This is a genomic window from Gibbsiella dentisursi (genome assembly GCF_039539505.1).
Taxonomy (GTDB): Bacteria; Pseudomonadota; Gammaproteobacteria; order Enterobacterales; family Enterobacteriaceae; genus Gibbsiella; species Gibbsiella quercinecans.
The window spans coordinates 148,216-160,354 of record NZ_BAABDG010000008.1 but is presented as its reverse complement, the minus strand read 5'-3'; the positions used below and the strand labels follow the sequence as shown (position 1 = coordinate 160,354).

Genomic DNA, 12,139 nt, shown 5'->3' with positions numbered 1-12,139 from the left:
TCGCGAAAAGCATGCGTATAATGCGCGACAATTTGCCAGGAGAAAGTATGACTATCAGCGTGTGTTTTGTTCGCCATAACCGACAAAACCGGCTGCCGTTCGGCGGCCTGCTGCCGTTATTTCTCCTGTGGCGAAACCGATCGCTTCAAGCCCCTCGTTGAGGGGCTTTTTTTTGCCTGAAAAAGACAGTTTGTTCAACACGCCCAGCGCCACGGGCACGAGTCGAGGAGAGTGAAAATGGCCAACCCGCTGTATCATAAGAATATCATCTCTATTAACGATCTCAGCCGCGAGGAGCTGGAGCTGGCGCTGCGCACCGCCGCCCGCCTGAAAGCCACTCCACAGCCGGAGCTGCTGCGCCACAAAGTGATCGCCAGCTGTTTCTTCGAAGCCTCGACCCGCACTCGCCTGTCGTTCGAAACCGCCATCCAGCGCCTGGGCGCGTCGGTGGTCGGTTTTTCCGACAGCAGCAACACCTCGCTGGGCAAAAAAGGCGAAACGCTCGCCGACACCATCTCGGTCATCAGCACCTACGTCGATGCCATCGTGATGCGCCATCCGCAGGAAGGGGCCGCACGCCTGGCGTCTGAATTCGCCGGCGGTATCCCGGTGCTCAACGCCGGCGACGGCGCCAACCAGCACCCGACGCAAACGCTGCTGGATCTGTTCACCATCCAGGAAACGCAGGGCCGCCTGAACAACATCAACATCGCGATGGTGGGCGATCTGAAATACGGCCGCACGGTGCACTCGCTGGCCCAGGCGCTGGCTAAATTTCAGGGCAACCGCTTCTACTTTATCGCGCCGGAAGCGCTGGCGATGCCGGGCTATATCCTGCAAATGCTGGAAGAGAAAGGCATTGCCTACAGCCTGCATGAAAGCATTGAAGAAGTGGTGCCGGAGTTGGATATCCTGTACATGACGCGTGTGCAGAAAGAGCGGCTCGATCCTTCCGAATACGCCAACGTGAAGGCGCAGTTCATTCTGCGCGCCGCCGATCTGCACGGCGCGCGCGACAACCTGAAAGTGCTGCACCCGCTGCCGCGCATTGATGAAATCACCACCGACGTGGACAAAACGCCCTATGCCTACTATTTCCAGCAGGCGGGCAACGGTATCTTTGCCCGCCAGGCGTTGCTGGCGCTGGTGTTAAACGAAGAATTGGCTTTTTAAGGGGAGAAACGTAATGACTCACGATAACAAACTCCAGGTTGAAGCGATCAAATGCGGTACGGTGATTGACCACATCCCGGCGCAGATCGGTTTTAAACTGCTCACCCTGTTCAAGCTGACCGCGACCGACCAGCGCATCACCATCGGCCTGAACCTGCCTTCCAAGGCGCTGGGGCACAAGGATCTTATCAAGATCGAGAACACCTTCCTGACCGAGCAGCAGGCCAACCAGTTGGCGATGTACGCGCCGAAGGCCACGGTCAACCGCATCGACAATTACGAAGTGGTGCGCAAACTGACGCTCAGCCTGCCGGATCACATCGACGGCGTGCTGACCTGCCCCAACAGCAACTGCATCAGCCGCAGCGAGCCGGTGTCGTCCAGCTTCAGCGTGAAGTCGCGGGAAGGCGACGTGCACCTCAAATGCCGCTACTGCGAAAAAGAGTTTGAACATCAGGTGGTTCTGCAAGCGGACTGACCAGGCTGCCGGCGGAGGACGCATCCGCTGCCGGCGGTTGCCCCGGCCAACGTACATGCAACTTGAGCGATGACGTGTATATAATGCGTTTTCTACATTAAAGACGCCGTTAATCAGGAGAGAAAATGTCTCGTAATATCAGCACCGAATTAGCCCCCGCTGCGATTGGCCCTTACGTACAGGGCGTGGATCTGGGCAGTATGATCATGACCTCCGGCCAGATCCCGGTCGATCCGAAAACCGGCGCCGTTGCCGAAGACGTTACCGCCCAGGCGCGCCAGTCGCTGGAGAACGTGAAGGCGATCGTCGAAGCCGCCGGCCTGAAAGTGGCCGATATCGTGAAAACGACCGTTTTCGTGAAAGATCTTAACGACTTCGCCACGGTTAACGCCGCTTATGAAGCCTTCTTTACCGAGCACCACGCGCCGTTCCCGGCCCGTTCCTGTGTGGAAGTGGCCCGTCTGCCAAAAGACGTAAAAATCGAAATCGAAGCGATCGCTGTTCGCCGCTAATCGGCGGTAATCCGCAGTGCCCCACGGCTGGCCACGCCGGCCGTGCAATCCCCCCGCCTACGGCCCATCGTTGTGCATCTGCCGGCAATGAGATCTTTTTTGCTGTCCAGGGTGCGCCATCAGCGACCATAGTTAACTCTATGCCCCGAAAAGCTGCCCCGTTTTAACGCGCAGCGCGCCGGCCACGCACCATAAACGTGCTTGATACGGCCTTTTTCACGGTTTTAGCGCCCTTTTTCACCCCGAAAACATTTTGGCACATTTTATGCTGAATCCTTCTACAGCCTGGAATGCCAACGAGGTGATGGATGCTAAATATAGACCTTTCTGCTTCACCGTTTTTTGATGAGATGTTACTGGCTGAAGGGAAACACCGCGGCCACTACGAAGCTTACTGGCATTGGCTGCAACAGGCCGACCAAAAGGCCATTCAACGTAAAAAAGAAGAAGCTGCACTGCTGTTTCACCGTGTGGGAATTACCTTCAATGTTTATGGCGAGGACGACGGCGCCGAGCGGCTGATCCCGTTCGACAGCGTGCCCCGTATCATCCCGGCCGGCGAATGGGCGATGCTCGATCGCGGCATTCGCCAACGCGTACAGGCGCTCAACGCCTTCCTGCATGATATCTACCACCAACAACATATCCTGAAAGCGGGCATCATCCCGGCGGAGCAGGTGTTGGCCAACGACCAATACCAGCCCTGTATGCAAGGGGTCGATCTGCACCGCAACATCTATGCGCATATCATCGGCGTAGATATGGTGCGCAACAGCGACGGCCAGTACTACGTGCTGGAAGACAACCTGCGAACCCCGTCCGGCGTGTCCTACATGCTGGAAAACCGCAAGATGATGATGCGCCTGTATCCGGAGCTGTTCGCCCAGCAGCGTATCCGCCCGGTGGAACGCTACCCGTCCTACCTGCTGCAAACCCTGCGTGAAAGCACCCCCGTCAACGATCCCACCGTGGTGGTGCTGACGCCGGGCCGCTTCAACAGCGCCTATTTCGAGCACAGCTTCCTGGCGCAGCAGATGGGGGTGGAGCTGGTGGAAAGCGCCGATCTGTTTGTGAAAGACGGCGTGGTGTTTATGCGCACCACCGAAGGGCCGTGCAAGGTCGATGTGATTTACCGCCGCGTTGACGATGCGTTTCTTGATCCGTTGGCGTTCCGCCCGGATTCGATGCTCGGCGTGCCGGGGCTGCTGTCGGTTTACCGCGCCGGCAACGTGGTGCTGGCGAACGCCATCGGCACCGGCGTGGCCGACGACAAATCCATCTACCCGTACGTGCCGGAAATGGTGCGCTTCTATCTGCAGGAAGAGCCGATCCTCAACAACGTGCCCACCTGGCAGTGCCGCCACCCGAACGAGCTTTCCTACGTGCTGGCCAACCTGGAAAAAATGGTGGTGAAGGAAGTCCACGGCGCCGGCGGTTACGGCATGCTGATCGGGCCGGCCGCCACGAAGGACGAGATCGCGCATTTCCGCACCCTGCTGCAAACCAAACCGCACAATTACATCGCCCAGCACACGCTGGCGCTGTCTACCTGCCCGACCTTCGTCAACGAGGGCCTGGCGCCGCGCCATATCGATCTGCGCCCCTTTGCCTTAAGCGGGGCCGAGATCCGCCTGGTGCCGGGCGGCCTGACGCGCGTTGCGCTGGCGGAAGGTTCGCTGGTGGTCAACTCGTCACAGGGGGGTGGCACAAAAGATACCTGGGTATTGGAGGATGACGCATGCTGAGCCGCACTGCCAGTGAACTCTATTGGATGGCCCGCTATCTGGAGCGGGCCGAAAGCATCGCCCGGGTACTGGACGTCACCAACAAGCTGTCAATGATGCCGACCCGCGGCAGCGAAAACCACGATTTAAAAGTGCCCCTTAACCTGACCAACACCGGAGAACTTTACGCGGCGGCCTATACTGAAATCACTATGGCGAATCTGGTGAGCTTCTTCGCGCTGGACAACCGCAACCACAGCAGCATCTACAGCTGCCTGCAGATGGGCTGGAACAATGCCCATGCGGTGCGCGGCAGCTTGTCGTCGGAAGTGTGGGAGTGCATTAACGCCACCTGGATCGAAATGAAGCTGATCCGCCGCCAGGGCATCGGCTCCGTCGGCGCAGACAGCTTTTTCGACTGGGTGAAAGAGCGCGCCCATCTGTTCCGCGGCGCCATCTTCGGCACCCTGTTGCGCAGCGACGCCATGTACTTTATCCGCCTGGGCACCCTGCTGGAGCGGGCGGACGGCACGGCGCGCTTACTGGATGTAAAAAACCAACTGCAGGCGGCCGATGACGACCCGGTGCGCGAGTATTACCGGATGGACACGCTGCTGCGGGCGGTCAGCGCGCGCGAAGCCTACCACAGTATTTATAAGCAGCAGCTTAGCCGCGACACCATTGCCGAACTGATGATTTTGCGTAATGAAATCCCGCGTTCACTGCTGGCCTGCGTCGGCGATATGGTACAGCAGTTGGAACAAATCGGCGGCACTCGCTCCAACGGGCCACGCCGCCTGGCGCATACGCTGCTGGCAGAGCTGCGCTTTAGCAGTATCCAGGATCTGAATGCCGTCGGCCTGCACACCTGGCTGAACGACTTCCTGGCGCAGATTAACCAGATTGCCGAAAGCATTCACCATACCTATCTGGAGGCACAATGAGACTGAACATTGAGCACAGCACCCATTACACCTATGCCCAGCAGGTACGGCGCAGCACCCAATACCTGCGCCTGACGCCGCAGGATTCGCAGCATCAGCGCATCATATCCTGGCAGTTGACGCTGCCGGAAAACGCGGTGCGCACCACCGATGCGTTTGGCAATGTGCTGCACGTGCTGACGCTGGACGTGCCGCACCAGGCCATCACCATACAGGCCCACGGCGTGGTCGAGATTGAAGACAGCGCCGCGGATCAGGCGGCCGGCCATCTTTCACCGCTGGTGTACCTGCGCCACAGCCCGCTGACCCAACCGGACAGCGCGATCCGCACCTTCGCCCAGCGCTATTACCAGCCACAGGACGCGCTGGCCAGCCTGGAAACCCTGATGAGCGAGCTGCTGCTGAAAATGCCCTACAGCCCAGGCACCACCAGCGTCACCGACAGCGCCGCCGAAGCGTTCGCCGTCGGCCAGGGCGTTTGCCAGGATCACACCCACGTGTTCCTGGCCTGCTGCCGCAGCCTGAACATCCCCGCCCGCTATGTGAGCGGTTATCTGTATAACGACGATTCGCCGCACGTTGCTACTCACGCCTGGGCCGAAGCCTGGCTCAACGATCGCTGGCACTGTTTCGACATCAGCAACAACACTTGCCTGCCGCACAGGCACCTGAAACTGGCGGTCGGGATTGACTATCTGGATGCCTGCCCGGTACGCGGCGTGCGCCTGGGCGGCGGGAGCGAAAATATGCAAACCGCGGCTGCGGTGCAAATGTTGCCGGATGAGCAAGAACAGTAGAGGGGAAAAGATAATGGCGCCCGCTGGGGCGCCATTAATAGAAATTAGCTAAGTTTATCTTCCAGCCCGCGTTTGATCATCGCCGGCGGTGTGGCGTTATGGCTCCAGTTCAGCGAGCGAATTTGCGGGCGTGGGGCTTTGTTTTTTTTACCGGGCAGCTTAATCACCAACGCTTTTTCGTGATACAGCTTCAACACAATCACCGCAAACGCCAGCAGCGCGGTAATACCGTTGGCAGACATGACCGGCACGTCATGCATTTTAAAACCGTAGAAAGTCCAGCAGGAAACGCCGAAGAACAGCGCCGCGTACATCCCGAGCGAAATACCCGTGGTGTCTTTGTTTTTTATGATGTGCAACACCTGTAGGCAGAAGGAACCGGTGGTGACCCAGGCCGCCAACGTCCCCAGCGCAAACGGCCACGGCGAAAGGAAAATGATCGAAAGCATTGCCGCAGCAATGGTAAAAACAACAATTAGAATACTTTTCATATTATGCCTCTGTTATTTTTCCTGGCTACTCAACCATCGCTTAACCTCAGCAACGGCATCACGCAGATCGCTTATCAATTCTTTTTTCTGCGCCAGTGAGCCAAAGAGTTTTTTATTGCTGGCGTAGGCCAGTAGAGCGTCATCCGCAGCAAAAATAGCATCGAAATCCACGCTGTCGATTGCCCGATCCTGATAGTCAAACGGCAGCTTCTGCTGCTGGCGCGCCTGCATAAACAAGAAGAACAGGGCCGGCAGGATCATTGCCGCACGCGGTGTTTCACCCTGCTGATAACGCTGCTTGAGCGTCGGGACAATAAACTCATGCATCTTGGCGATGCTGTCTGAAGAGACGCGCTGATTGGTATCGCGCACCCAGCGGTTGCCAAAGCGCTCCAACGTCGTATCGCAGTACTCTGTCAAATCAAAGGCGGCGGGATGCAGCGCCGCGGCCACGTCGTCCAGCACATAGGCGCGGATCCAGGCGTCCACCTGCGGCAGGGCAATGCTTTGATCGATATATTTTTTACCCACCAGCGCCCCGGCCCAGGCAATGCCGCTGTGGCTGGCGTTGAGGATGCGAATTTTCGCTTCTTCATACGGCGTGACGCGTTCGGTAAACTCCACGCCCACGTTCTCCAGCGCCGGGCGGCCGGCGATGAAATCATCCTCAATCACCCATTGCGAGAAGGTTTCGCAGGTCAGGGGCGCGCGGTCTTCAATGCCCTGCTCCGCCAAACGTTCGTTGATTTGCGGATCGTATTTCGGCGTGATGCGATCCACCATGCTGTTCGGCGCCCGCGTATTGGCGCGGATCCAGGCTTCCAGCGCGCTATTGTTCTGCGCCTGCACGAACTCAATCAGGCCGCGGTAGAAGCTGTCGCCGTTGTTGCGCAGGTTATCGCAGCTCAGCAACGTTACCGGGCCGCTGTCCTGGGCCATTCTGGCACGCAGAATTTTACTCAGCGCGCCGTACAGCGTGCGGGTTTCCCCTTCTTCACGCAGATCTGCGGCAATCGCTTTATCCGTAATATCCAGGTGGCCGTCATCATCCAGGAAATAGCCCCCTTCAGTGACGGTAAAAGAAATTATTTTGGTTGACGCCTGTGCACCACATTTAATAACGGAGCGGATGCCTTCATCCCACAGAATAATGTCTTTAATAGCGGAAATGGTTTGATAATTGAATTCACCCTGCGGTGAGATTGATTCCAGCGTATAGCGGCCTTGCTGTTGATGGAGGTGTTGCAGCATTTCTTGCGTGGCGCTGTTACGAATATTCGCCAACGCCATATGCCAGTCTGTTTCCCCATTCTCCCTCAGTTGATTCAAATACCACGCCTGATGCGCTCGATGAAATGCGCCAGCCCCAAGATGCAACCACGTTCGCTTATTTTCTACAGTCAAACTTACTCCTTAATCCCAATGGACAGATTCAGTCATGTTGTTAACGTTAGCATATTTATTTCACAAAATAAAATTAATGGCCAAATAAGCAGCGGCGCCACGGGAAAATATCTGCGGGATATATTGAATTTATTACCGGATATCAACCAGCTAGCGGCTGAACATTATTTAGCCGCAGCCCCTTGCCGAACGGCCTGGATTACGGCAGGCTAACGGTATCGTTTTCCGGTGCGCAAAGCCTGCGGCGCGCGGCGTATGCAGGCACCGGTATCCACCGCCGCGCGGTGTAACACCTTGTTTGAGGGACTGTTGTATGACCTATTGTGTGGCCATGGGTTTGTCATCCGGGTTGGTGTTTGCTTCCGATTCACGCACCAACGCCGGGGTCGACCATATTTCAACCTTTCGTAAACTGCATGTGTTCCAGCAAGACGGCGAGCGCACGCTGGTTCTGCAAAGCGCCGGCAACCTGGCCACCACCCAAAGCATCATTAGCCTGCTGCTGCGCCGCAGCCAGGATCCGGATCAGCACAGCATGCTGACCGTGCGCAGCATGTACGATGCGGCAACGCTGGTGGGGGAAACGGTGCGGGAAGTGATCCAGCGCGACAGCAGCACCCAGCAAAACGGCACCGCCACCGATTTCAGTTGCAGCCTGCTGCTCGGCGGCCAGATCAAGGGCGAAGAGATGCGGCTGTTCAATATCTATCCGCAGGGCAACTTCATTGAATCGGCCCATGACACGCCCTACTTCCAGATTGGCGAGAGCAAGTACGGCAAGCCGATTATCGATCGCGTGCTGGATTACGATACGCCGCTGGAACAGGCCATGCAGTGCGCGCTCATCTCGATGGATTCCACGCTGCGCAGCAATCTGTCGGTCGGCCTGCCGCTGGATGTTATGATCTATCCGCGCGATAGCTTCAGCGCCGCCCAGCAGTACCGCATTACTGAAAACCACCCCTATTTCAGCACCATTCGTAAAGGCTGGGGGGAAGGGCTGGTCAGTATTTTCAAACAGTTGCCGCCGCTGGTGCTGTAACCGTTTGGGCCGGGCGCCCCTCGCCCGGCCCGTTACCGTTGCCAGCTAGGCGTGGTGGGTGGAGCCCAGCGGCACACCCTGCGCTTTATCTTCACCGATCGGTTCAACTTTCCCCATCAGGAACAGGTAGTTAAGTATCCCCAACACCACCAACGCGGCAGAGAACACCAGCGCGTAGGTGAAGGAGCCGGTGGCCGCCACAATCGCCCCAGTCACAATCGGGCCGATCGCGCCGCCAAAGTTGGACACGGTGTTTTGCAACCCGGCCACGATGGAAACGCTGTTCTTCGGCGCCACGTCGCCGGGCAACGCCCATACCTGCGAAGCCGCCACGGTGGTACCGGATTTCGCCACGCACAGCAGGAAGACCGTCATAAACACCGAATCGGTAAACGGGGCGAAACCGATGCACAACGCCATCAGCAAGCCGATGGTTAAAAACAGTTTGCGCGTGGCGGTCAACGAGAGTTTACCGCTGTGCGCCACCCGATCGGATGCCCAGCCGGCGATCACTTCCACCACCATCCCGCAGAGCAGCGGCAGCGCGGCAACCATCCCCATCTTGATGAAGTCCATCCCCTTTTCCTGCACCAGATAGGTCGGCAGCCAGGTAATAAAGAAATAAGAGGTGTAGTTGATGGTGAAAAAGCCCAGGCACATCGCCCAGATGTTGCGATAGCGCAGCAGCTTGTACCAGCGCATTGGCAGCACGCTTTTATCGCCGTGGCGCTGCTTCTGGCCGTCGCGGATATAGCGTACTTCCTGTTGGCTGATCAGCTTGTGGTCTTCCGGGTTCTCGGCGTAAATGAAATACCAGGCGATCACCCACAGCAGGCCGACGGCGCCGATAATCAGGAACGTCATGCGCCAGTCCACCACGAAAATCATCCACACGATCAGCGGCATCGCCACCGCGCCGCCAAATTTCGACGCGCTGTCAAACAGCCCGGAAATGGTGGCGCGCTCGCGATCCGGGAACCAGCGCGCCGCGATGCCGGCGTTGCTGGGGTAGGCCGCGGCTTCGCCCACGCCCAGCGCCAGGCGCAGCGCCAGCAGGGATTTAAAGCCGGTGGCCAGCCCCATCGCCGCCGTGGCGATAGACCACCAGCCCACCGCCAGGCCCAACCCTTTCTTTTGGCCGTAGCGATCGGCAAACCAGCCGGCGGGAATTTGCAGCAGTGAATATGACCAGAAAAACGCGGCCATAATGAACCCCATCATTTCCGGCGACAGCTGGAGCTCATCAATCAGGTGCGGCGCAGCGGCGGAAAGCACCGTGCGGTCGATATAATTTATGGCGATCGCCAGCCACATCAGGCCGGCGACCCACCAACGAATGCGGGTTTGGGTTGCTGTTGTATTCATTGTTATCGGGCCAGTAAATAAGAGCCTATCCCATTAGGGCTATTTTTCTTGCCATTTTGAACCTGGGCAGTGCTCGAAATCCTCACGTACTCCGTGTACGCTCCGGTTTCTGCGCGCTGTCCGTGTCCAAACTGGCTGCGACAATAACGCCTACTGGGATAGGCTCTAAGTAATCGGATTATTCCCGGCATAATTAACCTGGCGGCGGCATTCACCATGCTGCTGCTTGAATTATTCCGGCCGTATTGACTGAAAATATTTTCAGTCATTAATAAGAAAGCGTTAGCGCCTTCTTATTATTTTTCTGGTCGCGCTGTTTACAGTGAATTCATAATATTGACGGGGCGTTCCCCTTGATTGATACACTGGATAATTTGCTGCACGCAGCGTTCGCCAATGGCGCTGATTGCGCCGTCGGTATATCCCGCAATATGCGGGGTAGGGATAAAATTATTCAGCGTAAACAGGGGATGATTGTTTAGCGGCTCCTGTTCGAAAACATCCGCCGCGGCGCCGGCTATGGCATTATTTAACAACGCCTGGTAAAGATCCTGCTCGTTAACAATACCGCCGCGCGATACGTTAATCAGAAAAGCCGATGGCTTCATCTGCTCGAAACGCGCGGCATTGAACAGGTTGCGGGTATCCTCGGTTAATGGCGTATGCAGGGTAATAAAGTCGCTTTGCGCGGTCAGCTGCGCCAAATCAACAAATTCCACGCCATGTTCAGCGGCAAAGGCCTCATCGCGATAAAAATCAAACGCCAGCACGCGCATGTTGAACCCGCTGGCGCGCAGCGCCACCTGTTTGCCGATGTTGCCCAGGCCGACGATACCCAGCGTTTTGCCGTACACGTCGGTGGCGAAAATACGCGGCCACGTGCCGGCGCGGGTTTCCTGCGCCGCCTGGGTCACCTGGCGGGCGCCATCCAGGATCAGCGCGAAAGCAAAATCGGCCACGGCATGCTTATTGGCATCCGGCACGTTGGTGACGTAAACCCCGCGTTCACGGGTGGCGTTCAAATCGATATTGTCCACGCCGACCCCATGTTTACACACAATTTTCAGCTTTGGCGCCCGTGCCAGCAGCTCGGCGTTAACGTCGGTGAAGGCGACGATCATCGCCACCGTCTCGGCAAGGTGCGGTTCAAGCGCGGACAGCGCCGCATCCGCCGGCAGCATGACCAGTTCAAAGCCCCATTCGCGCAACGTCTCGATCGGTGCGGGATCGTATTTGGCGAAAGAAGGCGAAGTACAGATGACTTTCATCGTTGCATCCTCATCGTGGTAAGGCGGCGCCGCAGCGCCGCTGCCGCCGTTATTGCAAATACTGCTGCACAACCTGGCGAATACGTTGTTCATCCTGCTCGCTAAAGCGCACGGCATAACGGCTTTCGCCCACCTCATGGCCAAGCAGCGCCAGGGCCTTTTTCACCGCCGCCGGCGAAAACGCCACGCTGTACAGATCGGTGCGCAAGCCGGTGACGTTTTCCTGCGCCTGGCGCGATGCAGCGATATCGCCACGTTGGAAATGCGCCCAAATGGCATTGATTTCATCAGGCGCCACGTTGGCCAGCCCGGAGATACAGGCGCTGCAACCGTCGACAAAGCCCTGGTGGATCAACGAATCCGGCCCGTTGAGCACATTAAAGCCGCTGATGCCTTCGGCCGCCTGCAGGAAGCCTTTCAGGCTGTCGTAGCTGCCGGCGCTGTCCTTGATGCCGATAATGTTCGGGTGTTGCGCCAGTTGGCGCACCGTTTCCGGCTGCAGGGTGTTGCCCGTGCGCGCCGGGATGTTGTAGAGAAACACCGGCACCGGAACCGCATCGGCGATTTTCTGGTAGTGATAAATCAGCTCTTCCTGCTTGAGCGGCACAAAGTACGGGGTGATCACCGATACGGCGTCCACCCCAAGCGCGGCCACCTGTTTACCCAGATGAATGGTTTCACGCGTGGAGATCTCGCCGATATGGCCGACCACCGCCGCCTGGCCGTTCACTTCCTCCACGCAGGTCTGGGTCACCGCCAGCTTCTCTTTTTCATTCAGCACAAAGAATTCGCCGTTGGTGCCGCCGCAGAAAATCCCGTTGCCGGCGGCCAGTTGGCGGCGGATCTGCACGCGCATCGCCGCTGGGTGATATGCCCCCTGGTGATCAAAGGTGGTGACAATGGCGGTGAGTACGCCCTCTATTTTTCTGGTCATGGTTTTC

13 protein-coding genes are annotated in these 12,139 nt (G+C 57.7%); 7 read left to right on the top strand and 6 right to left on the bottom strand.

The features are described from left to right. Positions 1-54: 54 nt before the first annotated feature. Positions 55-201: a hypothetical protein gene (locus ABFX35_RS18855; protein WP_183096492.1), complete on the bottom strand. Its 147-nt coding sequence runs from the start codon at positions 199-201 to the stop codon at positions 55-57. A 36-nt stretch (positions 202-237) separates the two neighbouring features. On the opposite strand from ABFX35_RS18855, the gene pyrB reads away from it, so the two are divergent. The 6 genes from pyrB to ABFX35_RS18825 all read left to right on the top strand — a co-directional run bounded on the left by pyrB (position 238) and on the right by ABFX35_RS18825 (position 5,628). Then, positions 238-1,173 (top strand): aspartate carbamoyltransferase, encoded by a 936-nt coding sequence (gene pyrB / locus ABFX35_RS18850; protein ID WP_346082451.1) that lies wholly within the window; start codon positions 238-240, stop codon positions 1,171-1,173. 13 nt (positions 1,174-1,186) lie between these two features. After that, positions 1,187-1,651 (top strand): aspartate carbamoyltransferase regulatory subunit, encoded by a 465-nt coding sequence (gene pyrI / locus ABFX35_RS18845; protein ID WP_095846961.1) that lies wholly within the window; start codon positions 1,187-1,189, stop codon positions 1,649-1,651. Positions 1,652-1,776: 125 nt separating this feature from the next. Further along, complete coding sequence (gene ridA / locus ABFX35_RS18840; protein ID WP_095846960.1) at positions 1,777-2,163, top strand: 2-iminobutanoate/2-iminopropanoate deaminase; 387 nt, start codon at positions 1,777-1,779, stop codon at positions 2,161-2,163. Positions 2,164-2,471: 308 nt separating this feature from the next. Further along, on the top strand, positions 2,472-3,908 hold the full coding sequence (locus ABFX35_RS18835) for a circularly permuted type 2 ATP-grasp protein (RefSeq protein ID WP_095846959.1): 1,437 nt from the start codon (positions 2,472-2,474) through the stop codon (positions 3,906-3,908). Next, positions 3,902-4,831, top strand: coding sequence for an alpha-E domain-containing protein (locus ABFX35_RS18830; RefSeq protein WP_346082449.1), 930 nt, complete (start codon positions 3,902-3,904; stop codon positions 4,829-4,831). Before ABFX35_RS18835 ends, ABFX35_RS18830 begins: the two co-directional genes overlap by 7 nt. Beyond that, positions 4,828-5,628, top strand: coding sequence for a transglutaminase family protein (locus ABFX35_RS18825; protein WP_095846957.1), 801 nt, complete (start codon positions 4,828-4,830; stop codon positions 5,626-5,628). The genes ABFX35_RS18830 and ABFX35_RS18825 overlap by 4 nt, the downstream gene beginning before the upstream one ends. A gap of 44 nt (positions 5,629-5,672) precedes the next feature. On the opposite strand, the gene ABFX35_RS18820 is transcribed toward ABFX35_RS18825, so the two are convergent. Both ABFX35_RS18820 and dalD read right to left on the bottom strand, forming a co-directional pair. Beyond that, positions 5,673-6,119 (bottom strand): SemiSWEET family sugar transporter, encoded by a 447-nt coding sequence (locus tag ABFX35_RS18820; protein ID WP_346082448.1) that lies wholly within the window; start codon positions 6,117-6,119, stop codon positions 5,673-5,675. 12 nt (positions 6,120-6,131) lie between these two features. Beyond that, complete coding sequence (dalD, locus tag ABFX35_RS18815; RefSeq protein ID WP_346082447.1) at positions 6,132-7,523, bottom strand: D-arabinitol 4-dehydrogenase; 1,392 nt, start codon at positions 7,521-7,523, stop codon at positions 6,132-6,134. A 313-nt stretch (positions 7,524-7,836) separates the two neighbouring features. On the opposite strand from dalD, the gene ABFX35_RS18810 reads away from it, so the two are divergent. Next, positions 7,837-8,565, top strand: coding sequence for a proteasome-type protease (locus tag ABFX35_RS18810; RefSeq protein ID WP_346082446.1), 729 nt, complete (start codon positions 7,837-7,839; stop codon positions 8,563-8,565). A 45-nt stretch (positions 8,566-8,610) separates the two neighbouring features. Here ABFX35_RS18810 and ABFX35_RS18805 read toward each other — a convergent pair whose 3' ends face one another. The 3 genes from ABFX35_RS18805 to ABFX35_RS18795 all read right to left on the bottom strand — a co-directional run bounded on the left by ABFX35_RS18805 (position 8,611) and on the right by ABFX35_RS18795 (position 12,132). Then, positions 8,611-9,930 carry an MFS transporter gene (locus ABFX35_RS18805; RefSeq protein ID WP_346082445.1) on the bottom strand — a complete coding sequence of 440 codons (1,320 nt, stop codon included), beginning with the start codon at positions 9,928-9,930 and terminating at the stop codon, positions 8,611-8,613. Between the two features lie 317 nt (positions 9,931-10,247). After that, positions 10,248-11,198, bottom strand: coding sequence for a phosphoglycerate dehydrogenase (locus ABFX35_RS18800; protein ID WP_346082444.1), 951 nt, complete (start codon positions 11,196-11,198; stop codon positions 10,248-10,250). 49 nt (positions 11,199-11,247) lie between these two features. Continuing rightward, positions 11,248-12,132 (bottom strand): dihydrodipicolinate synthase family protein, encoded by an 885-nt coding sequence (locus ABFX35_RS18795; RefSeq protein ID WP_346082443.1) that lies wholly within the window; start codon positions 12,130-12,132, stop codon positions 11,248-11,250. Positions 12,133-12,139: the final 7 nt, after the last annotated feature.